Source organism: Neisseria iguanae (assembly GCF_003013245.1).
GTDB lineage: Bacteria > Pseudomonadota > Gammaproteobacteria > Burkholderiales > Neisseriaceae > Neisseria > Neisseria iguanae.
On the sequence record NZ_PXYY01000030.1, the window covers coordinates 1 to 23,398 of the forward strand.

The 23,398-nt window shown below is 42.8% G+C and carries 20 protein-coding genes and 3 pseudogenes; 4 read left to right on the forward strand and 19 right to left on the reverse strand.

The window, feature by feature from the left end; all coding sequences use genetic code 11:
* Nucleotides 1–245 precede the first annotated feature (245 nt).
* The 5 genes and pseudogenes from C7N83_RS15880 to C7N83_RS14695 form a co-directional block, all read right to left on the reverse strand.
* A pseudogene (locus tag C7N83_RS15880) lies at nt 246–407 on the reverse strand (IS256 family transposase); the annotation flags it as partial.
* A 527-nt stretch (nt 408–934) separates the two neighbouring features.
* Nucleotides 935–1,339 carry a hypothetical protein gene (locus C7N83_RS06215; protein WP_106741382.1) on the reverse strand — a complete coding sequence of 135 codons (405 nt, stop codon included), beginning with the start codon at nt 1,337–1,339 and terminating at the stop codon, nt 935–937.
* Nucleotides 1,340–1,718: 379 nt separating this feature from the next.
* The gene (locus tag C7N83_RS06220) at nt 1,719–4,622 is read right to left on the reverse strand and encodes a S8 family peptidase (protein ID WP_106741383.1); all 2,904 of its coding nucleotides are present in this window, start codon (nt 4,620–4,622) and stop codon (nt 1,719–1,721) included.
* Nucleotides 4,623–4,781: 159 nt separating this feature from the next.
* Nucleotides 4,782–5,093, reverse strand: coding sequence for a hypothetical protein (locus tag C7N83_RS06225; RefSeq protein WP_106741385.1), 312 nt, complete (start codon nt 5,091–5,093; stop codon nt 4,782–4,784).
* Nucleotides 5,074–5,295 (reverse strand): hypothetical protein, encoded by a 222-nt coding sequence (locus tag C7N83_RS14695; protein WP_106741387.1) that lies wholly within the window; start codon nt 5,293–5,295, stop codon nt 5,074–5,076. Before C7N83_RS14695 ends, C7N83_RS06225 begins: the two co-directional genes overlap by 20 nt.
* Before the next feature lie 175 nt (nt 5,296–5,470).
* On the opposite strand from C7N83_RS14695, the gene C7N83_RS14700 reads away from it, so the two are divergent.
* Nucleotides 5,471–5,611, forward strand: coding sequence for a hypothetical protein (locus tag C7N83_RS14700; RefSeq protein ID WP_170064832.1), 141 nt, complete (start codon nt 5,471–5,473; stop codon nt 5,609–5,611).
* Nucleotides 5,612–5,844: 233 nt separating this feature from the next.
* Here C7N83_RS14700 and C7N83_RS06240 read toward each other — a convergent pair whose 3' ends face one another.
* From C7N83_RS06240 to C7N83_RS16950, 12 genes are all read right to left on the reverse strand, one after another.
* Nucleotides 5,845–6,588, reverse strand: coding sequence for a tetratricopeptide repeat protein (locus C7N83_RS06240; RefSeq protein ID WP_106741388.1), 744 nt, complete (start codon nt 6,586–6,588; stop codon nt 5,845–5,847).
* Nucleotides 6,581–6,982, reverse strand: a complete 402-nt coding sequence (locus C7N83_RS06245) for a cytochrome c-type biogenesis protein (protein ID WP_106741390.1) — start codon at nt 6,980–6,982, stop codon at nt 6,581–6,583. Before C7N83_RS06245 ends, C7N83_RS06240 begins: the two co-directional genes overlap by 8 nt.
* Nucleotides 6,979–7,515: a DsbE family thiol:disulfide interchange protein gene (locus C7N83_RS06250; RefSeq protein WP_106741391.1), complete on the reverse strand. Its 537-nt coding sequence runs from the start codon at nt 7,513–7,515 to the stop codon at nt 6,979–6,981. The genes C7N83_RS06245 and C7N83_RS06250 overlap by 4 nt, the downstream gene beginning before the upstream one ends.
* Nucleotides 7,512–9,425, reverse strand: coding sequence for a heme lyase CcmF/NrfE family subunit (locus C7N83_RS06255; protein WP_106741393.1), 1,914 nt, complete (start codon nt 9,423–9,425; stop codon nt 7,512–7,514). The genes C7N83_RS06250 and C7N83_RS06255 overlap by 4 nt, the downstream gene beginning before the upstream one ends.
* 24 nt (nt 9,426–9,449) lie before the next feature.
* Nucleotides 9,450–9,935 carry a cytochrome c maturation protein CcmE gene (ccmE, locus tag C7N83_RS06260; RefSeq protein WP_211296593.1) on the reverse strand — a complete coding sequence of 162 codons (486 nt, stop codon included), beginning with the start codon at nt 9,933–9,935 and terminating at the stop codon, nt 9,450–9,452.
* Nucleotides 9,936–10,064: 129 nt separating this feature from the next.
* A complete protein-coding gene (ccmC, locus tag C7N83_RS06265) occupies nt 10,065–10,808 on the reverse strand; it encodes a heme ABC transporter permease CcmC (RefSeq protein ID WP_106741396.1) in 744 nt (247 codons plus the stop codon).
* 50 nt (nt 10,809–10,858) lie between these two features.
* Nucleotides 10,859–11,518 (reverse strand): heme exporter protein CcmB, encoded by a 660-nt coding sequence (locus tag C7N83_RS06270; RefSeq protein WP_146135106.1) that lies wholly within the window; start codon nt 11,516–11,518, stop codon nt 10,859–10,861.
* Nucleotides 11,515–12,162: a heme ABC exporter ATP-binding protein CcmA gene (gene ccmA / locus C7N83_RS06275; RefSeq protein ID WP_106741399.1), complete on the reverse strand. Its 648-nt coding sequence runs from the start codon at nt 12,160–12,162 to the stop codon at nt 11,515–11,517. The genes C7N83_RS06270 and ccmA overlap by 4 nt, the downstream gene beginning before the upstream one ends.
* A complete protein-coding gene (gene torD / locus C7N83_RS06280; RefSeq protein ID WP_106741401.1) occupies nt 12,159–12,863 on the reverse strand; it encodes a molecular chaperone TorD in 705 nt (234 codons plus the stop codon). Before torD ends, ccmA begins: the two co-directional genes overlap by 4 nt.
* Nucleotides 12,856–15,381: a trimethylamine-N-oxide reductase TorA gene (gene torA, locus C7N83_RS06285; protein WP_106741403.1), complete on the reverse strand. Its 2,526-nt coding sequence runs from the start codon at nt 15,379–15,381 to the stop codon at nt 12,856–12,858. The genes torD and torA overlap by 8 nt, the downstream gene beginning before the upstream one ends.
* A gap of 18 nt (nt 15,382–15,399) precedes the next feature.
* Nucleotides 15,400–16,647, reverse strand: coding sequence for a pentaheme c-type cytochrome TorC (gene torC / locus C7N83_RS06290; RefSeq protein ID WP_106741404.1), 1,248 nt, complete (start codon nt 16,645–16,647; stop codon nt 15,400–15,402).
* Nucleotides 16,648–16,717: 70 nt separating this feature from the next.
* Nucleotides 16,718–16,879, reverse strand: a complete 162-nt coding sequence (locus C7N83_RS16950) for a periplasmic nitrate reductase, NapE protein (RefSeq protein WP_106741406.1) — start codon at nt 16,877–16,879, stop codon at nt 16,718–16,720.
* A 225-nt stretch (nt 16,880–17,104) separates the two neighbouring features.
* On the opposite strand from C7N83_RS16950, the pseudogene C7N83_RS06300 reads away from it, so the two are divergent.
* A pseudogene (locus C7N83_RS06300) lies at nt 17,105–17,661 on the forward strand (transposase).
* A 125-nt stretch (nt 17,662–17,786) separates the two neighbouring features.
* Here C7N83_RS06300 and amgK read toward each other — a convergent pair.
* A complete protein-coding gene (amgK, locus tag C7N83_RS06305) occupies nt 17,787–18,791 on the reverse strand; it encodes an N-acetylmuramate/N-acetylglucosamine kinase AmgK (RefSeq protein ID WP_106741408.1) in 1,005 nt (334 codons plus the stop codon).
* A gap of 70 nt (nt 18,792–18,861) precedes the next feature.
* On the opposite strand from amgK, the gene C7N83_RS06310 reads away from it, so the two are divergent.
* Nucleotides 18,862–21,324 (forward strand): LPS-assembly protein LptD, encoded by a 2,463-nt coding sequence (locus C7N83_RS06310; protein WP_106741409.1) that lies wholly within the window; start codon nt 18,862–18,864, stop codon nt 21,322–21,324.
* The gene (locus C7N83_RS06315) at nt 21,321–22,235 is read left to right on the forward strand and encodes a peptidylprolyl isomerase (RefSeq protein ID WP_106741411.1); all 915 of its coding nucleotides are present in this window, start codon (nt 21,321–21,323) and stop codon (nt 22,233–22,235) included. The genes C7N83_RS06310 and C7N83_RS06315 overlap by 4 nt, the downstream gene beginning before the upstream one ends.
* 459 nt (nt 22,236–22,694) lie before the next feature.
* On the opposite strand, the pseudogene C7N83_RS06325 reads toward C7N83_RS06315, so the two are convergent.
* A pseudogene (locus C7N83_RS06325) lies at nt 22,695–23,057 on the reverse strand (hypothetical protein); the annotation flags it as partial.
* Nucleotides 23,058–23,398 lie beyond the last annotated feature (341 nt).

Consider the following 23,398-nt stretch of genomic DNA (forward strand, 5'->3'; position numbering starts at 1 on the left):
TTTTTTCAGACGCCCCGGGATCTTTGTAAAATCCCTGTCTTTGGTGCATTTTTGGGTGATGCGTTGCCTATCTTTGTAATAATATGTCTGCGTTTTCTGTGCTCTAACTTCGGACTACGCTCAAATCTGTTTTTTTGCAAAGGTCCGGGACTATGTTCCTAAAGGCCGTCTGAAACATTTGAAATCAAAGTTCGGGTATCAACCGGCCGGCAATATGGCTTTGGATGTCGCGATCACTCATGCCGAGTAAGGCGGGTTTGGTTTTTCTTGACGGTTTGCGGTTCGAAACTGCCGGAACCGGTTTTGACGGTTTTTTTGCTGTGGCCGTTACGCCGGCCGGGCTGCAACTGCTTTTGTTCGAGGTATTGTCCGGTTTCGGCTTCCAATGCGGCCTTGGCCGGTTGTTTGATGGGCGGGGTAAGGGGGCCGTCTTTACCGGTCAGTGCCTGTCCGGACTGAAGGTGCCTGAGTGCGGTTTCGAAATCAAATGCGGGTTTGGTCATGTGTCTTCTCCTTTATGGGGGGTTAGGGGATTGACACAGATTTTTGAACAGTACCGGTAGGCTTTGTCCCATTTGACAATGCCTGTAAACGGTGTCTGCTTTTCGCATTTTTGGATGATTCCGCGCGCAGTTTGATAAATAGGTTATTAATATTCGGAAGCTGGAACCGATTACGCAGGCAGTATCGGAAACAGTCAAATCGATAGTGGAAAGACACAGTATCTGCCTGAATTTTAGTTCAGAAAATTTTCTGAACTTTTAGTACTTGTTTTAAATCGGCATACCAGAAGCTTATCATGAAATTTGATGATTTTTCTTTCTAAGCCCCATGACAAAATAAATCCAACATATTAAGAAACAGAACATTATTTGGAGCTGACGTAGATGAACAATCTGGGTACACTTAAAAAATGAAGGTAACCCATTGCAAATTAAGAAAATCTACACGGAGCAAATCTACACAGAAAAAATTCTTCAATTTTCTGTATCGGAAGTAACGGCCCGTGCAGCTGCCACACCACCAAATGTATCCGCGCGCGGCAGGCGGTAAAACCATCGTCTTCAGTATCTTGTGAATCATAATGATAAAGTCTATATGGAAATTGTGTCCAATACTTCAATAGTAATGGCTGGATATTTGATAAACATAGGTCGCGAAAAGCATTTTGCGCGTTCATCACAGCAACAATGAATTTGCCCGAGGCAGCCAACATATCAACGATATCAGGTCGTTTTGGATCTGTGTGAAAAACAGGTTGGTTGAGATTAACAGTATACCGAAATCGCATTTTTATTGACATTGGAAAGAAACAGAATTCTGTTTCAATTACAGGCATGAAGAGTCCTATAAAGTGCTGTTTAAAATGCTGCGTGATATGCTTTTATAGCTGTTTGATTTAAAAATAGCTGCAAAATGGTGGTCAGATTCTCCGAATCCGACACTGGATTAAAAAGTTGAAATTCAAAATAAGTTTGTCCTTTCAGGCAAATGGCGGACACTGTCCTGTGTTTTTATTTTTAAGCTAATCAGCTATAGTGTAAACTACTTACTGAGCCTCATACATTGTCTTTCTCTACCAAATTAACCGCTGTCAGTTGCGCAAACAAAAATGATAGGGTCATATAGAATAACCCTATCATTTCATATGATATGTTTGAACCATCCGAACTTTCTAAAACAGCTCAAACATTCAAGCGTTTGCGAATAGCATAGAATCAGAACTTCAATCCGACTTTTGCTCCGACACTTACCCCTTTTTCTTTTTTCAACAGATTGGCATATGTATTGGCATTGATAAACCATTTCCGTTTTTCCAGTGTAACACCCAAACCAGCATTTATTTGGTTGCGGTTGTCTGCAGATGCTTCACTGCGGATTGTTGTAATGTCTGCCAGAGAAGAATAGAAAGCGGTTTTATTATTATTCAAGCGATGTAAATAATTGATATCGGCACTTGGCGTTATTGTCCAACCGTTACCGGTTTCAAATGCTTTGTTTACATGCAAACTACCGGCCAGATTAATATCTGTTTGTTTAAAACGGCCTGTTTTTGTAGCAAAATCCGAACCGTTTTCATTCAATTTTTTGAAATTTAAACGGACAGCTTGCAAACCGATGCTAGGGGTTATTTTCCAGCCTGAAGCAGACAGATTATAGCCGACACGCGCTTCACCTCCCAATATTTTACCGGTATTGTTACCTGAAGTTGAGCCGGTGACAGATCCGAAGCGGCGGGTTTGGTTATATTTGATATTGGCAGCTTTTGTTGCAATATCAACAAACCAATTACTTGCATCAGGCATATACCGTAAAGCTAAATTTGCTTGGGTTTGCTTAATTCTGCTAGAAGACTGTTTCTTTTCCATATCTGTTTTCGCATAGCCTACGCTGCCGCTAAGCAGTATATGGTTATTTAACTTATGTGCTGCGCCTAACATTAAGTGTTTTGTATTAGAATCTGCATATTCGCTAATATGTTTGTTTTTCGTTTTTTGTTTTTCGTTACCAGAATCAAGCCAGATTTTGGTACGTTCGGCAGACAGGTTCGAATAGTTATGCAATAGAGCATTAGCTTTACTCAGATTACGCGCAGACTGGTTTCGTAAAAATTCCAAACTATCGGCATAAATAGTATTACCTATATTATAATGCAAGTCTTGTAAATTATTTTCCTGAACAGCTTTTTGCAACCAGCTATTGTAAGCACCTGCTTTTAATGCCAACTTACTGTCACGAAGTTTGTTTAATGCCTTCAAGCCGTGTTTGGCATTATTGGTTTTTATCCCGGCATCAGTAATTTCTTTATTGGCACTACTATACAGAATAACGCCACTATCTTTGAAAAAGGCATCTGCCCTCAAACCTTTATCAGCCAAACTTTTGCTGGCTTTCAAGCTACTAAAGCCGCCTTCAAGAGATGCTTTGTCTTTCAGGGTAATTAGTTTCCCTAATTCTTCTCCGGATTTTGCATTATCAGTTAGCGCCTGGGGCAGCACTACAGTCGCTCCATTCAGTTTTACAACCGCATTATTTCCGCTAGCAGTAACGCCTTCTTTACTGTTTGCAATGATTTGGCTGCCTGAGTGCAAGTCTAATGTTTTATTAACAGTTAGCCCGGAAGCCATCAATGTTTTTTCTACCTTTGTATTGACATCAACTGTGCCGTTACCTGACAACACTTGTGTATCTAAATGACCGCCACCTTTTACTGCACTGTTACTGGATAAGGTAATTTGTTCTGTTGAAGTTTTTCCGTTTAAAGTTAAGGCCCCTTCCTTAATATCTATACCTTTAATTTGATTGGATTTGCCATTAAGACTTAAATTACCCTTACCTTTTTTAGTCAGCGTTTGCTGTTTGGCTGCCAAATCATTACCCCAAACATCATCTTGTTCAACCGTATAGGTTTCGTTATTGAGCAACTGGCTAGGACCGTTTATCGCTTTTTTAATGTCAATAACACCCCAACCATATTTTTCGTCTATCCCTTTTTCACCTAAATCGGTAGCTGTTGTAAGCAATGTGTCGCGTATTTGGGTAGGCGTAAAGTAATTGAACCGTTCTTTGAGTATTGCTAAAGAGCCAGTTACAACGGGCGCAGCAAAAGAAGTACCCTGGGCAATTGAGAGAGAAGGATTTTTTTCTTTCTTCTCCGCACCTTTGGTATCAAGGACTATTAGCGATCCTGGTGCAGCGACACACCAATTTTTGCTTACCCCGCAATGATTTGAATATGTTTCAAGCTCTTTTTTACGATTAACGGCTATTACGGACAGATAGTTTGTTTCAAGTTCAGGCAAGAATCGCGGTAGTGCTGCAAAAATACCTGGTTGTTTCTTACTTTCGTTTCCTGCAGCAAAAACCATCAGGACATTTTTTTCTACCGCATTCTTGATAGAACCGATCAGAGGATTATCTTTTGAGTTGGCAATAGCATCCTTATATCTTTTATCAACTTCTTCAGCATTATCCCCGACAGGATTGTCATTCCAGCTGTTATTGATAGCTAAAACATTATTCTTTATATGGGAATCTATGATTTTAGTGATAACGCTGCGTTCATATGCCGTATCCTTATCCAGCAGTAAAGAAGGATTTTCTTTTTCTTTTTCTTTGCTTGGCTCCATACTTTCTTCTTTATCGAAATCTCCTATGAAAAAATTAGCATTTCTGGCTATTCCGCCTTTATAATTCAATTTATCTTGGGCAAAATGATTAGCTCCGATTATTCCTAAAACCTGTCCCCCATGTTGTGAATAGACGGTTATTTCTTTCGTTTTGCCATTTTCGTTGGATTCTTCTTGTGTAGTAATGTAATTATGGGGATCGAATGTATCTAATTTCCCTTTTCTTTTAGGATTTTCCATTTGAAAAACCAAAGGGAAGATATTTTTTTTATCTTTTATCAATGGATGGTCTAATGTATAGCCCCCATCAACGATACCGATATTGACATTTTTACCGGTGTAGCGGGCGGCAATTTCATCGGTCAAATTTATGGTACCTTGAGGATTAAATTCTGACGGATCAGAGCTTGTTGAATTCGCGTATGCTAACTGAGTAAGGCATCCTAATGTAATACATATAAATGTTTTACTTAGTTTGTGAGTATTAGACATGATTATTCCTTATTTGAGATTGAAGTAAGTCGTTACATTTTAAAATGGTCAAAGATAGCACGATTATAAAGACAAAGCTTAATTTAACATGCAATGTGCATTATAGCGTCATCATTCTGCTAAATATAGATTTAAATGATAAAAATTTTTAGATTTAAATCAAGAAATCATCTTATATACAGATAAATTTCGGTTATGTTCTGAAAGGAATGATGCCTCAAAAACGGGCAGAGTAGGAAAAGTATGCAAGAAATAAGCGAGTTGAGACCTTTGCAAAATATAAACACACCAACCAAAGTGGTTAATTAGGTTACCAATTAACCACTTTGTCTTTTTGAGCATTCTTCCTATCCTTATTTTTCGCTTTTCAAAGTGTATTTCCTGCCTTTCAAGCAATAATAAGCGTACAAAGCCTGTTTGGCCGACTTTAAATAGTTTAAGCTCACTGCTTTTAAATGGCTTTGTTCCCATATTTTCTGCAATCCAAAATAATGCGCCCGTTTGCAGCCGGATTCCCGATACACAATCCCCAAGGTTTGTCGGCCACATAACGGTTTTCCGACAGTTGCTTGTTGCGCTGCTTGTCTTCTCCTGTTACAGGTTTACCCCTATGTGCTTTGCGCATAATGCCGTCTGAAAGCAGATGTACCCTGGGCAGTACGGCTTTGAACATGGCCGCAGCGGATAGGCAGGACGGTCTCAGTGACCGCAAAGGCAAACGAGTCTTGTGTTGGCGGCGCAATTGTTCGACGGGTAGCCGATCAAGTACTTGGTTGGGTTTGATAAAAGGATAGCTGTCGATGTTCTTGGCTATTATGATTTGGGCTTGTTGATGGAAGAAGCTGCCTATGGAAAATTTCTCTAAATTCTTTCAAGGTAAATTTAGAGGAATTTTAGGGTTTTTGCAAAGACCTCAGGTTGGCTTTAATATCACTCTACCTCACTTTACTGAGATCTATTGGGAAGATATTAAAGAAGGCGGCACGTAGAAATATCTTTTCTTGCGCTTCTTCAGACAGCTTCATTTGAATGGTTTTTGTATGTTCCGCCCAAACTTCTGCCTTACTGGCTCTTGCACAATAATGCGACCATATTGAGATTGTTTAAAGTCACCACTCAGCAGATCGGCAACTGACCAAATGAAAGAAGCGATTTCAGAAAAGTTATTATTATGACCATAACGCTTTCCTTAATTTATTACCACACAAAGCATGATTTAATTTTAATGTGCTGTAACTTGTGATGCCGAAACAGGTGGATGTCCAAATGATTTTGATTGGTCTTGCTTTTCGTATTGTTCAGCATTTATTTCTTGAGTACTAGCACCGTTTATTTCTTTTTTTACTTCTTCGATTTGCGTGCGAACCCACACCTGATCTTCTTCTGCAAGCTGTTTCAAATCAATTTTTTCCCAACTTTTTACGGCAATATCCAATTGTCTACGTTGGTATGCTGAGCCACCTGCAAGCATAAGAGCATCAGCATTTTGAGCGTCTATTCGTAAGGCTTGTTCAATCAGCTCATCTGGCTTACCTTCAAATGACCCCCGCCAAATGGCCAGTGTTCCTGCAAACAGAGCTAATTCATGTGGATTATCTTTAATTTTTCCCCAAGACTTTCCAAACGCAGCAACTGAATCTTCATACCTACCCATCGCACGGTAACTATATGCCAACATAATTTGATGTTCAAGATTATTAGGTTCTTTAGCCGCTTTCTGTTCTAATGCATCTACTGCATTAACAAATTCTTCAATATCTCCCGTATAGGTAAATGTCTCAGTAGGCCCAAGAGCAGCTGGATTTCCTAACCAATAATACCCTCCTGCCGCGAATAATCCGACGATTAATCCAATTATAATTGGGAACCGCTTATTTACTGTTTCATCGCTTTTCACCCAGCTTATATAGACAATGACCATACAAATCAAAATAATTAAGAGCATTATCAGCCATAATTTAGTCATTATTTTCTCTCTCTAATTCTAAGTGTCGACTTTTTAAAACAACCCATCCCAAACCGGCCAAAACCATGAAAGGTATGACCCACAGTATCACTGTTTGGCTTTTAATCGGTGGCCGATAACTAATAAATTCACCATAACGCGTCACAAGATATTGGTGTATTTCCTCATCACTCTTGTTTTGAATAATTTTATCCGCAATTTCCCGTTTTAAATCCTCTGCCAATCCTGCTTTTGAATCTGCAATAGATTCGTTCTGACAGACTAAACAGCGGTATTGTTGACTAAGACGATAAAAATGTTCCTGTTGCTCGTTAGTCAGGTTATAAAGATTATTATTCGCCCATAAAAAAGTTGCATAAAACAAGCCCAAAAGAATCAACATCATTTTTTTCATTCTTGCATCGCCTTGTTTATCAAAGGTTGAAATTCTTTTTGGAATACACCATTATTTAAAGCACCTGTAAACCGATGAATGACATGTCCTTTTTTATCAATCAAAAAAGTTTCTGGCACACCATAAACACCCAGCTCAATACCTATTTTTCCTCCTCGATCTACTACACTGACTTGATAAGGGTCACCGCCCATTTCTCTTAACCACCAACGAGCAGCTATAGGGTCATCTTTATAATTAAGGCCGACAATAGGTATGGTTTTATTTTGCTCTAATGCAAGTAAAAAACCGTGCTCCTGCCGACAAGTAACACACCATGAAGCCCAAACATTTAAAAGCCAAACTTGCCCAAGATAGTTTTTAGAATCCATCTCTTTAGCTGCATTTTGAAGGGTTGGCAAAGAAAAAGCCGGGAGAGGGTTATTGATCAATGTAGATGGCAGCTTTCTTGGGTCATTCTGCAGCCCAAGAAAAAATAATCCAAGAACACCGACTAACAAAAAAAGCGGCCAAACCCGAATTATTTTTCTCATGTCTTTATCCTATTCTTACGGTCAGTTAAAACTAATATGCCGCCTAAGACCATCAAAATACAACCTACCCACAACCAATTCATTAATGGCTTGATATACACACGAATCAGCCACGGCGCTGTTGAAGGATCAACCCCCTGCATTTCACCCAAAGAAATATAGAAATCACGGGTAAAGCTATGCAAGATATCGGCTTCTGTCATGGGGGCGCCGCCAGAAAAATATTGTCTTTTTTCAGGTTTTAACATTGCAATATCTTTACCGTTCCGGCTCAACAGAAAATGGCCGACCATCGCTTCATAATTTTGAGCGGTTTTTCCTTCCAAGTGGACAAATGTTAAAGATTCCGTACCTATTAGAATTGACTCTCGAGGTTTGATTACGATATCTCTAGCGCCATCGTAATAAGATACTGCTGTCGCTCCAATTGCAAATAAAGCCAAGCCAATATGAGCAACCGTCATCCCCCATCTCTTTTGAGGCTGCCGAAAACTTCTACGGTATAAATCATGTAAATGAGTCAAAATAACTGTGCATGACAAGGTAAAAATCAGCATCGGCACCCATGCCCATTTACCTAAAGTTACTATTAAACCGACAGAAAGCCCGCTGCTTACAATAATGCTGACAAGCCATGACTTTTTCATTTTTGCCACCGGATTTTTATTCCAACCAATTCTTGCAGCGGGGATGAGTACACACAGCAGTAAAGACCAAATAGGCATCAAAACTTGATTAAAATACGGTGCGCCAACTGAAAATTTTCCAATTTGTAAGATATCGGATATGAGGGGAAACAATGTGCCAAGTAAAACCGTCACGCAGGCTGTAATAAGTAAGATATTATTAATAAGTAGTAACATTTCCCTAGATACTAAGGGAAATCGAGCAGGAGTATACAAGCTTTGAGCACGAAAAACATACAACGTTAATGAAGTTAATAGCACCACGCTTAAATAAATGAGCATAACGATACCTCGGTTAGAATTGCTTACAAATGCATGAACCGAAATCAAAACGCCCGAACGTACCAAGAACATACCGATGAGTGAAAGGGAAAAAGTACTGATTGCTAATAAAACAGTCCAATGCTGAAACATGGCTCTTTTTTCAGCTACCATTAGCGAGTGAAGTAATGCGGTTCCAACGAGCCAAGGCATAAAAGAAGCATTCTCGACAGGATCCCAAAACCACCATCCTCCCCATCCTAACTCTCTATATGCCCACATACTGCCTAAGACAATACCCAGAGTTAGACAAATCCAAGCCATTAAAGTCCACCACCGCGCCATTTCAGCCCAAACCGTATCAAATTTTTTAGCCATTAAAGCCGCCAACGTCATAGAAAAAACTATTGAAAATCCGACATATCCGAGATATAACATTGGTGGATGTAATGCTAGTCCCGGATGTTGCAACAAAGGATTCAAATCAACCCCATCTGATGGTATGGGAAACTGGCGGGTAAAGGGATTGGAGGTCAATAAAACAAACAAAGCGAAACCAACTGAAACAGCCAATATGATTGCAACTGTATAGTTTTGAACATCCCCGGATAACCTCTTCAAACTAGGCAACAATACACCTAACCATACATAAGAAAAAAAAAGCCAAAGCAATAAAGATCCTTCATGCCCACCCCAGGTGGCCGCAATCTTATAAAACAATGGCAATAAACGATTACTATGGGCAGCTACATAACGGACGCTAAAATCATCGTTAATAAACGACCAAATTAATGACAACAAAGCCAATCCAACCAACAGCAATGTCAGCAAAGACTGTGTTTTTACAAGTGATGACAGACCGTTATGTGTGGTTCGGCAACCACCCGAGAAACCAGCTACTGAACCAATGATAGCTGTAAAAACCGATAAAATCAGACAAAAATGTCCTACTTCAATCCACATGGACTTACCTTAAATTGACGACTATTACTGCAAACTTGGCATTGATTGAGACTGGTTGTATTTCTGGTGCGCGGCTTTAACGGCCTCTTGTGCCTCGGACGGAACGTAATTTTCATCATGTTTGGCTAAAACATTACGAGCTTGAAAAACCTCACCATCCCATTGACCATCGGCCACGGCACCTTTACCTTCTTGAAATAAATCAGGTAATGTCCCTTGATAAGTAACAGGTAAAGATTGTGTGCCATCACTCACCGAAAAATGAACATGAACCCCTTTTTCAGTTCGTTGTAAACTGCCCGGAACTACCATGCCACCAATTCGCAAATTCTTTTGACCTTCAGCAGCACCCTCCAAAACTTGTGTCGGTGTGTAGAAAAAAACTAAATTTTCACGTAATGCCTGCACCACAAAAATAGTTATGCTTGCTAAAGCAACTAAAGCACCAGCCCCCCAGAACAACCGCTTTTGATAAGGTCTTCCCACAACAATTCCCTTTACTTCTTCCAATGACGCCACTGATTGCGTAGGCTTAATATTTCAATCACCAATACGATTATCGCACTTGCGACACATAGCCATACAAAAAGGGCGTCACCTTCCATATTCCAAAATGCTGACCATGATTGCCAATACATATTACATCTTCCTAAACTCAGGATTAATGAATCCCAAAACTCGTAAACGCAGACGGGCCCGCCACAACGCCATAGCAATACAATAAGTCCAAGCAGAAATAGTCATGCATATTAATGCCCAAAACATCGTTTCATGCATCGTTACGCCAGATTTGAACGAAATAGAAGCACCTTGGTGCAAAGTATTCCACCAAACAACAGAAAAATAAATAATGGGCACATTTACTACGCCAACAATAGCTAATAGAGCACCGGCCTGAGATGCCCTACGCTCATTTTCGATACTATTTGTAAGTGCCAAATACGCAATATATAAAAATAATAACAACAGCATGCTGGTTAAACGAGCGTCCCAAACCCAATATGCACCCCAAGTAGGCTTACCCCATATTGCCCCCGTGATCAAAGATAAAAAAGCCATCCATGCCCCGGTTGGTGCTAAAGCTTGAGCTAAAATAGAGGAAACACGAGTACGCCATACTAGATAGACAGCAGACCAAAAAGCCATCACTATATATATCAGCATAGCCATCCAGCTCGCTGGTACATGTAAAAACATCATTCGATAATAATTACCTTGTACAACATCAGCAGGGGCAATCAAAAAACCAACTATTAGCCCGACAACAGCCAGCACAATTGATACTACAAAGAAAATAGGTACTAATTTGGCCGCCAGCTTGTCAAAGATATACGGACTAGCAAATCTTCTAATTTTAAAAGGCTTCACAATATTTTCATTCATTATTTCTCTTACAATCCTGGACTGTTTAACCCTGATAAGCCAAATTTATATTATAAATTTACCCATTTAATGGCTATAGCTGCAACAACTGGCAAAAAGAAAACCGTTGCTAATGTAATTGCTGCCAAAAGATACCAGTCTGCAGGATGGTTCCGCCCCAAAGCCAACACAGAAAAAATTAAGGCAGGAACAGCCAGCGGTAAATAAATGAGGGCAGGCAGAATATTTTCATTACTCAACCCGAGTGTGAGTGCAGAAGACAAGGATCCTAAAGCTGATAAAGTAGGAACCAGTAACAACATTACCAACCCGGCACGCAATACCATATCTGCTTCAAAATAATATTGCACCGCCATTACAGGAGCCAACAGCGCTAACACCACTCCCGTAAAAAATGCGTGTACCAATACTTTTGCATAAACCATTACTACAGGCGAAATAGGCAGCAATAATAATTTTGTTAAACTGCCGTCTGAAAAATCATCAGCAAAAAAGCAGCGCATCATCAATAAGCTAGATAATAATGCGCATACAGGAATAACGGCTTGGCCTATGGTTCTTAACAACTCCGGCTCTGGATTTAAACCGATAGGGAATAATGCCAATACCTGAATAAAAAAAATAGCTGTCAACATCAACGTGCTTTTACCCCGAATCATGATTATAGCTTCGCGATATAGCAAAGCCATAAAGATAGAACCATCTTTCACGAAAACTCCAAAATTATTTGTCGACTTGCATGCAACCTATTTGGCAATGAAAAATGACTGGTCAGCAAGACTGTCCCACCCTTTGAAATTTGAGAATTAATTTTATCAGCTAACAAAATTTGAGCTGAGTCGTCTAGCGCCTCAAAAGGCTCGTCTAATAGCCAAATCTGTTTATATGGCAATAAACTTAATATCAGCAATGCTGTCCTACGTCTTTGCCCTTGTGATAATTGACTAACTTTTTTATCCAGTAATTCGACCAAACCCCATTCAGTAGCAGCAGAGCTCAACAATTCTTCAGGTGGCATTGAAATCAGAGCCAATCCCAATTCAATTCGGATATTTTCTCTAACGGTGCAGACCTCTTTCAATCCGGGCTGATGGCCTATGATATATAAATTACTTCCAACTTTTTCTTGCTTATCTGCCAGTGATATTCCTTTCCAACAGACTTGCCCTTTTTCTAGAGGTAATAGTCCGGCCAGCGCCATCATTAATGATGACTTCCCTCCCCCATTTTTCGCACGTAGCCAAACCAGTTCGCCTTCATGCAATTCGCAAGAAAAGTCACTGAGTAATTTACTGTGGCCACGCACTAAAGTGATTCTATCGGCACGGAGCAAAGGCAATTGCACTTGGGTCATCTTACTTCTGACAAATATTCAACGTCCGCTGCTAAGAAAGCGGACAATAGTGATGCAAAAGCCGGATATACATCCGTTTTTAAGGACAGGCTTTGACATCTCCCAGCCCATAGCGGCACCCAAGATAATAAGGCCGTCTGAATAAAATCTCCTTGCAGCAACGCCACTTCACTAACTGATTCTATTGGTGTAGTAGCTGATGTTTCTACCCAATGCGATAAAAAACCCAAGAAAACGGCTAAATGATCGGCCGGTTCACGGAATTTACTGTCTAACTGTAAATGATTTTCAGCCAAAAACGCTTTCATATGAGCTGCTGGTTTCCCATACATTCGTTTATCAGCCTCTAAATACCAAGATGCATACGGTGTTGCACAAGCTTCAGCAGAAAGTAAAAAGGCTGAAGCAAAATCTGCCGCTAACTCCAATTGAGCATCCGGCATGCCTGACAGTTGCAATAAAGCTGATTGAAGCCGTGTAGCTTCATTTTGCAGACCGCAAAATCCCAATGCTCTCCACAGAACAGTAGCAGACGGTTCATTATAGCTGGCTAAGTTTTCAGCACTATGCTCTAACGCAATACAATCAGAAAACCAGGCATAAATACTGGACCGGTGGAGGGCAATTGCCCTGAATGATTGCTTGAAATCTTGTAAATCGGAATCTGAGCTCACTTTTTTATCAGATAACATTTCATTCATCGCGTTTTACAACCTCACCACCTACAAACACCTCTATAGGACCACCGAAAGATGTTACTGCTGGTGCGTTACCGGTAAATTTTTCAATCTCTACCAAGCATGTATTTGCACTTGGGCCTTGTGCAAGCTCTGAAGTTGCAACATCAAGAGTCAGTGTATTGGGATCCCCATAGGTATCTAGGGCACCGATTTCAGGCCCTGTTGGACCATACCATGCTCCTTCCTGAATCCGAATGACATTCTGAGGAAAATTGTCAGAAATATATGCTCCTGCCAATAATTGGCCACGATCATTAAATACACGCACTAAATCCCCATGTTTAATACCCCGCTTCTGAGCATCTTGTGGAGACAAATAAACAGGTTCGCGGCCATGAATGGTATATTCTGAACGGCGTGTTTCTGACTCACATGTTTGGGAATGAAGTCGAGTATCAGGATGAACAGATTGTAACCATAACGGATATTTTTCCGATCCCGGTCCGCCCATAGAACGTTCTACTTTTTCCATCCAGATAGGATGCCCTTTACAATCAGGATAACCGAAAGAAGCCAACTTGCGACTAAATATTTCAATAAACCCAGAAGGCGTACCCAAGGCATTCACTTCAGGATCGTCACGAAAATCTGCATGGCGAACCCATTCCTTGCCTTTCGGGAATAGGACATAACCTTTTTCCCAAAACTCCGAAAAAGGCGGCATGAAGAAATCTTTTTTCAAATTATCTGCACGACATTCTTCATACAAATACTCTACCCACTGCATTTCGGACATACCTCGAGAATATTCAATATCCCGTTTCATACGTTTAGTAAAGTCTTGCCAAATATCAAAATCCGAACGAGAGTGATAAAGCGGATCGACTAATTTTTGCATCGCAATAACACCCCGGTTGCTATATGAACCATAAGCATCAATATCATTCCGTTCAAACGGCGTACATGCCGGTAGGACGATATCCGCAAATCGGCAGGTTGCCGTCCAGTTGTAGTCAACAGCGACAACCGTTTCCAAATTCAGATAAGCTTCTTTCATTCGGTTTCTTTGCTGATGACGGTGCCATTGATTACACCCCGAGAAGATGGCCATCTTGTAAGGCGGTAACTTGACAAGATGTCCATTAAAATTAATCTCTTTTCCTGGTTCTAAAAGTGCATCAATAACACGAGCAACAGGAATGACAGAGCTATAACCGTCATAATTATTTGTGTCATATTTCGGGGTACGTCCAGTATCTAAATTTAATGGGAACGCCCCAGGCATTGAAGCACCGCTTGAAGAAACACCTACAGAACTATAATGATGTGAATAACTAATACCACCGCCCGGAAGGCCAATTTGCCCCAACATGGCAGCTAAAATGGCAGCCATCCAATATGGTTGCTCACCATGTTGCTGACGTTGGATAGCCCACCCAACCATAATTTGGGTACGGTTTTTGGCCATCAATCGTGTTAATTCACGGATTTTTTCTGCCGAGATGCCACAAATTTCCGCAGCCCATTCCGGTGTTTTCTCGATTTTATCTTCTGTTTCACCTTTAATGTATGGTAAAAATTCTTCAAAACCCAATGTATAGGTTTCTAGGAATTTTTTATCATACAAATTTTCTTTCCACATCGTATGCACCATTGCCATCATCAAGGCAACATCTGTCATAGGATTAATATAAAGATGTTCACAACCCAAGAAATTTTGTGTTTTGCTTTTTACCGGATCAAGACAAATAACACGAATAGATTTATCGGCAACCTTTTGCTTCAATTGCCCCCAATACTCGTAAGCTTCATGAGTTTCTGTATTCCAACCTACTTGCAAGTTTTTAACTGGATCATTTGCAATCATGAATAAAACTTTAGTTTCACGCAAAATCACTTCCCACGAAGTACCTTGTGAGTAAACTTCAGTTGAACCCAGAACATATGGCAAGATTATTTGTCCGGCACCAGTTGAGTAGTCACCGGCAGTACCAACACTTCGACCATGCATGCCGATAGCCCGTAACATGTGATTACCACAGCTATGAACCTGACCGACTGATCGCCAACCTACGTTGCCAACATGTAATGCCCAAGGGCCATAATTTTTTTGAATACGCTCTAATTCGGCATAGAGTAAATCAAGGGCTTCATCCCAGCTTACACGTACAAAACGATTGTCACCACGTTCGGCCTTGTTACTATTTTCTCGGTTTTTATACCAATCTAAACGAACCATCGGATAACGTACACGTGAAGCACTATAAATAACATCCAAAGTACCTTTTAAAATATCAGTCGGATGTTTATCAAATTCAAATGGTTGAATTTCTACCACACGGTCGGCTTCCACTCGGGCACGAAAAGCCCCCCAGTGCGCACCAGAAATTTTCCAGCCGGCCATTCCTTTCGCATCAGGATTTAATTCATCAGCTGCTTTAACAACGCGTGAAGCAAATATCCAACTTGCTGGAACCACACCTACAGCCCCTAAAGTTGCTAAACCGGCCAGAAAGTGACGTCGGGTAGTTTGAATCATGTTCTTGTCTCCTTAAGGTTAAGGCTTAGCCGCTTGAATGGCATTTTCAGGCGAACCTGGTGCATACTGGCTTTTTGCGAAGTCAGAGGAGTGGGTTTGCAAATATTTCAATACTAATTTAGCCGTATCATCATCCATATTGGTAAAACCGACCATACCGGCAAATAATCCAGGCCATTGGTTAGCATCATGACCGGCCTCTGCAGGCTGACGATGGCAAACACTACAATTTTGAGAATAGCTGGCTTTAGCCACATTCCAAATCGCTTCCGGACTTTTAATCAAACCACCCTCTTTAATCCAAGCGTTGGCTGTAACATGCTGCCATTCCAAACCAGTTACATCATCGGTTTTACTTTCAAGAACTTTGACATATTGGTCGTTACGGGCGATATCTTTATTCAAAATAGCATTGGTAATATTTAAACCAAAATATCCATACCAAACACGGCCATAGCCTTTATTTTTCCGCCACATAGTTAATTCAATCTGAACAGCATCTTTTTCTTTTTTCAAAACTTTTATAGGAGTAGCAACTTCAATGGAACCAATTACCGTCTGCATTTGAGGATCTGCAAACAACTCTTGAGGTGTCACACTATAATAAATTGAACCATCACTCACATTTACACCATGAGCTTCGGAAACCAAGGTATCAAAAGCAGGATTACGCGCACCTTTCATATCAGGCAACTGGTGAGCAATACCTTTATGGCAATCTACACAACTTGCATTTCTTTGAGCAGCACTACGCATAGCCATTTGAGAAGTAACGCGCATTTTAGAGAAGTCCATGCTTTCATAATCATGGCAATTACGGCATTCTTTTGAATTATTGGCTTTAAATCGGGCCCACTCACGTTGGGCCAGAACAATACGGTGTTCTTGAAATTTTTCACGTGTTCCAATGGTACCCATGACATGTCCTAAAACCTCACGTGAAGCTTGCATTTTACGGGCAATTTTATCTGTAAAATCATGTGGTACATGGCAGTCTGGACAGCGTGCTCGCACGCCACTTCGATTTTGCCAATGTACTGTTTTTTGTAATTCCGGCAAAAGATTATCACCCATAGTATGGCAAGAAATACAAAATTCTTCTTCGTTAGTTTTGGCCATGCCGGTATTAAAAGTTTGCCAAAATAAGGCACCAGCAATAAAACCGCCAGTTACCAAAATACCTAAACCGATTTTGGCAGCTGGTTGGGTAAATAAACGAACCACCCGGCAAAGAATACTTTTAGTCCATTGGAATAATTTGGCCATTTTGTTTTCTCGATTTGATTATTTATTATGAGTAGATTTAGAGAATAGTTTATACATCATCAAGATATAATTACTTAGGGAGACCCCACCATAAAATCTGGCCAAACCAAACAATAAACCCATAAGTACATATCAACAGCAATGCGACAACCGGCAATGCGACAAATGCCAGTAGAAGAAACCGCTTCCATTCACTTTTAGCTGTCACTGGCAAATTTATTTGCTTATCCATTCTATTAAACCTTTAAGCGCGACAATAAAGTACCATTATTTCGAACGAACCTTAACATGTATTTTGCATTAACGAAATATTTTGTAAATTTATCAGGAGGATTTTTGATACAAATCAAATTTATCGGCCATCCGGAAATCAAATGGAGCTTAAGAAGCAAAATCAACAAAAACATATAACTTATTGATATAAAATTAAAAAAATAAATATCAAAAGTTCGGCAAAATTTCAGAACAGAAATATCAGAGCAATAATCCGGCTGTTCCTCGCTTGATTTGACCGCTGCCGATACCACCAAAATGACCGGCATCGGCGTCCGCATTATCCATCCCGCCTACCTGAAAATCAGGCCCAGGACGACACCCTTACGCAAGCAAAATTCGCCTCTATCCACAATTATCGAATCAGACAAGCCTTACTCCAGTGCACATTGTTCCTGATACGTCAAAAGCTCCGTTAATTAAAGCAATACGCAACAACATTTTTACCGACAGCGAAATCGACGCCAATGGCCGGAAGGCATATGATGGTCTTGTAGATATGGGTTATGAGAAGCATTACCGTGCCCCTCATGATACCAATGGGTTTGCACACAGGAAGCAGCATATCAACGGTATCGAACCTTTCCGGAGTTATGTTTAAAGAACAGCTGTCTAAAATGCCACGGTATCTCGAAGGATCTGTTTTATCTACATTTGAAGGAGACGGAATTTAGGTTTAACCACCGCCATGAAGATTTGGGTAAACTATCAATGGAGATACTTCGGAATAATCCGATTTGATATTTTTGCTTCCTAAGCCCCAATTTTTTCTCCGCACTTATACATTTTTTACTGCATTATAAAATTTCAGACGGCCTATCTATACAGAAAGGCCGTCTGAAAACACACACTAATTCAGAACCCACTTAAAACGTAAATCCCGTTTCCAATGCTTCATCACCTACCAAATCCACCAGTAAGGCATACAGTGGGGCCAAATCAATATAGCGGCGGCTGGCGCGGCGCAGGTAGTTTAAGAAGCGCGGAATTTCGGGGCGGTATTTGTCTTTGCCATCGCGGTGGTATAGGCGGGCAAAAATACCGGCGACTTTCAGATGGCGTTGCACGCCCATCCATTCGAACCAACGGTAGAATTCATCAAAATCAGCCGGGACGGGCAAACCGGCAGCGCGGGCTTTTTCCCAGTAGCGGATGACCAAATCCAACACGAATTCTTCTTCCCATTCGATAAACGCATCGCGCAGCAGCGATACCAAATCATAAGAGATCGGGCCATAAAGCGCGTCTTGGAAATCCAACACACCCGGGCGGCCGGGCCGCAGCATCAGGTTGCGGACAATGAAGTCGCGGTGCACATACACCTGCGGTTGCGCCAAGAGCGGCGGTAACAAAGTATCGGCCGTCTGCTGCCACAATTGACGCTGTTTGAAATTCAGTTCTTTGCCTAACTCTTTGGCCACAAACCACTCGGGGAACAAATTAATCTCACGCAACAATACTTCTCGGTCATACGGCGACAATTGGCCAGGCCGGCTGGCTTTTTGCAGCACAATCAATTCGTCAATCGCTTCAAGCAACAAGGCTTTGTGGGCGGATTCGGAGGTTTCCCGCATCATCGCGGTCAAAAACGTGGTGTTGCCGAAATCGCCCAACACCATAAAACCCAGTGCTTCATCAACATGCAAAACCTGCGGTACATTCACCATACCGAACAATTTCCGCACCTTCAAATACGGTGCCACGCTCATTTTATCCGGCGGCGCATCCATACACACCACGGTACGGCCGTCTGAAAAAATAGCCCGGAAATAGCGGCGGAAATCGGCATCGGCCGCAGCAAAGCCCAGTTCGAAAGATTCATTCGGGTAAACGGTTCCCAACCATTTTTGTAATTCAATTTGTCGTTGCATAGCAGTTTCTTGGATTTTCAGGTTACAATAAACGCTATTCTAACTGGCAAAACCGATTTAAGGTGCAACTTTGGCTCGTTTATTTTCACTCAAACCTTTGGTCATCGCATTAAGCATCGGCTTCAGCACAGCGGCGGCGGCGCAAACCGGCGGCGCATTTGTGCCGGATGCGGCCGATTATGTGCCGATTGAAACCGCTCAAGATACGGCAGGACAGGCTGCTGCTTCCAATCACGCCATTGTCGAAACCACCGAAAAGGCCAAGCCGTCTGAAACCGCGGAAGACTCGTCTTTAGGCAGCACCTGTCTGTTTTGCACCGAAGAAACCTTGGCCGAACATGTCGAGGCACAACAAAATAAAACCACTGTCAAACACAGCAGTGAAGCGGCTTTGCCGACCGATTACACCCGCATCACCGCCGATTACGTCGAGGGCCAAACCAACGTGCAGGTACAGGCCAAAGGTAACGTCATCATTGAGCGCAACAATGAAGTATTGAACGCCGATTGGGCGCATTACGACCAAGCCAGCAACACCGTCACCGCCGGCAACCGGTTTGTGCTTTATCAAAACGGCTCCATCGTGAGCGGCAATCAAATCAACTACAATTTAGACTCCGGCTCGGGCATGAGTGAAAACGTCCGCATGGCCGCCGAACGCGATGGCCGCCGCCTGCAAAGCGTCAGCGAAAAAGCCGAAATGCAGAGCAAAGCGCGTTACAAGCTCATCAACACCAAATTCAACACCTGCGCACCAGGCGATGCGAGCTGGTATATCAAAGCCAAGAGTATTGAGGCCGACCAATCCACCGGCATCGGCATGGCCAAAGGCGCATCACTGGTGTTCGGCGGCGTACCTGTGCTGTACACGCCTTGGGCAGATTTCCCCCTAAACGGCAACCGAAAAAGCGGCTTACTGGTGCCGAATATTTCCATCGGCTCAGACAGTCTCAAGCTGTCGCTGCCTTATTACCTGAATTTGGCCCCGAATTTGGATGCTACCGCCACACCGGGCATCATCTCCAGCCGAGGCGTGCGTTTAGGCGGTCAATTGCGCTATCTCGAGCCGAAATACCGCGGCCAAGTTGACGGCACATGGATGCCCTACGACAAAAAAAGCAAGTACAATAACCGCTACCAATTCAAGTGGAACCACAACCATCAATTCACATCGAAACTGAACGGCGGCGTGGAATTCAACAGCGTATCGGATAACGACTACTACCGCGATTTCTATGGCCGAAACGACATCGCCGACAACGTCAACCTCAACCGCCAAGCATGGTTAAACTACCACGACACCTACTGGGGCGGCCATTTCGACGGCTCTCTGATGGCGCAGAAATATCAAACCTTGGCCAACGAATACGGCCATAAAGACGAGCCTTACGCCCTAATGCCGCGCCTGTCCGGCCGCTGGCAGCGCAGTTTCGACAATATGCAGGCCAATGTTTTCGGTCAGTTTACCCGCTTCAAACACGACGACAAACAAAGCGGCAACCGTTTCGTGTTGAATCCGAGTGCGAAATGGGATTTCCATAACGACTGGGGTTATGTGCGCCCGAAAGTCGGCATGCATGCCACTTATTATGATTTAGACAGTTTCAACGGCAGCCGACGACGACATTTCAGCCGCCTACTGCCAATGGTCAGCATCGACAGCGGCATGACATTTGAACGCCATACGCAATTTCTAGGCAACGATTACCTGCAAACGCTGGAACCGCGCCTGTTCTACAACTATATCCCGACCAAATCGCAAACCGACTGGCCAAGCTTGGATACATCGGAAAACAGCTTTACTTACGAACAATTGTTCCGTGAAAACCTGTTCTCGGGCAATGACCGCATCAACGCCTCCAACAGCTTGTCAACAGCGGTACAGAGCCGTATTCTCAACCCTAAAACCGGGGCAGAATGGTTCCGTGCCGGTATCGGTCAGAAATTCTATTTCAAAACCGATGCCGTCTTACTCGACGGCAGTGTGAGCCGATACGCACGCAACCGCTCCGACTGGGTCGCCTTTGCCCACGGCAACGTTACCGGCAGCGTGCGCTTTGATTTCGACATCCATTACAATCAAAACCAAAACCAGTCCGAAAGCTATGCGGCGGGCATCCGCTATAATCCCGAGCCGGGCAAAGTGTTAAGCGCGCGCTACAAATACAACCGCAACGCCCGAATCTACCTGCAAGACGACGGCGAATACCTGTATGACAAATTAAACCAAGTCGATTTGGCCGCCCAATGGCCACTGCGCAAAAACCTATATGCCGTTGCCCGCTACAACTACGAAATCACCGTGAAAAAACCGCTGGAAATGCTGGCCGGCGTCGAATACAAAAGCGATTGCGGCTGCTGGAGCGCAAGCGTGGTCGCCCAACGCTACGTAACCGGTGAAAACAGCAAAAAAAACGCCGTTTTCTTCAACTTACAGCTAAAAGATTTGAGCAACGTCGGCCAAAACCCGTTTGAACAACTCCGCTTAGCCATTCCAGGCTACAGCAAAACCAATGAGGTAGTGAATCCATGAACGAGAAACCTTTAATGCTGGCCGTAGTACTCGGTCTGAGCCTGAATGCCGCCCCTGCCGCCAATGTCAAAGCGTCCGACAGCATCGCGGCCGTCGTCGATAACAACATCATCACCCAACGCCAAGTCAGCGAAGCGCTGGCTGATGCACGTCGCAACCTTCCTAAAGGCACGCAAATTGCCGATTCGGAACTGCGCCGGCAAGTGTTGGCGCAAATGGTCAACCAATCCCTAATCTTACAAGCCGGCAAACGCCGCAACATCCAAGCCGGCGAAGCCGAAATCGATGCCGTAATTGCACAAAATCCGTCCTTGAAAAATGCCGATAAACGTGTCCGCCGTGAAATCAGCGACAGTATTATCATCGAAAAAGTGCGCCAGCAAGCCATTATGGAAAACAGCCGCGTCAGCGACAGCGAAGTTACCAGCTTCATCAACCGCGCGCAGCAACAAGGCATCACCCTGCCCGAAGGTGAACCGTTGCGCCAATACAATGCACAACACATTCTCATTAAAGCCGATTCCGACAACGCGGCAGCCGCAGCCGAGAGCAGCATCCGCAAAATTTACACCCAGGCCCGCAGCGGTACGGATTTTGCCGGCTTGGCACGCCAATACTCACAAGACGGCAGCGCAGCCGACGGTGGCGATTTGGGCTGGTTTTCAGACGGCATGATGGTGGCACCGTTTGAAGATGCCGTACATAAACTAAAACCCGGCCAAATCAGCGCTCCGGTACGCACCCAGTTCGGCTGGCACATCATCAAGCTGAACGACATCCGCGAATCCGGCACACCGGAAGAGCGCCAACGCAATGCCGTGCGACAATACATTTCACAACAAAAAGCCCAGCAGGCTACCACCAACCTGCTGCGTGATTTGCATTCAAGCGCATTTGTGGATATCCGTTAATACCCGAGTCCGGCATGTCATAATAAAGGCCGTCTGAAACATTGAACTGCTCCCCAGAAGTCGAACATCCTCACCAACTTCACCAGGAGCAGTTTTTGCATGCCCCAATTCACTCACCCATTCCAAGCTCTTGGCAACACAGCCGCAGCGTCTCATGTGCCACCTGCACAACCGTTTGAAGCAGTACCAGTAAGAAGGCATGGACGATGCCGATTGCAAACTGGGGGCAGACGCTCTCGCAGTTGGCAGTTTGTTTTGACGGCCGGCTGGACGGCATTATCCGGTTGTAAAATTTAAGCTGACACAAAATTTTGAATGACCTCGCGAATGGCACCCCCTTTTTTTCATCTATGTAGGATAGTGCTTCCTCACATTCCTTTTCAAAATTTTCTACATAACTGTTTATAACATATATAATATAGCTAAACCACTTAGGTGTAGTCACCATATTGGCCGATATTATTTTTTCCTGATATTTGTTTTAGAAGGAACTTCAACCGGCAAAATAATTGCCTTGCCGGTCTGACGGTCTACACCGGCAACAGCTGTTCTTAACTTACCTTTTCTTTCGGCTTCTCGAATAATTTGGATTGTTGGATGACTTTTAGGAAGGTTATTAACCACTTCATCCATACACTCCCTACTCATCTGCGTATACCCACCTGCACCGTTCGGATTCAGCTGCACCGTACCGCTCCTAATCTGTTTGCTTTCCACGACCACCACCACGTTGTCGTCTGCCGCCTGCCATACACGGTCGAAACCTTTGTTGCCGCCGTATTTTCCGCCTGAAAGCACTTTGAAGCCGCTTTGTTCGGCTAATAAGTGATCCACCCCTTTAATCTTACTCGCTGCCTCTCCATGTATGGTATTCACCAAAGCCGCAAGGATATTCGCTTCCAAGCAAACGTAGCGTGGGTAAATTATAACAACCATTGATTATCGTAGGCTGGGCATTTATACCCACGTGAATAGAATAAGAAAGATAGTGTATTGCGCCGTCAAATAGATTTACATTTCTTAATATTGTAAAAAGGCGCACCCTGATTTATTCAGGGCGTTTTGTTTAATATTAAACAGATTTCTGTTTTTGTTTTCTATTTATTTTTCAGTAAATTAAAAATCTATAGGGAATTGGCCATTAACTTTTTATTTATACCTTT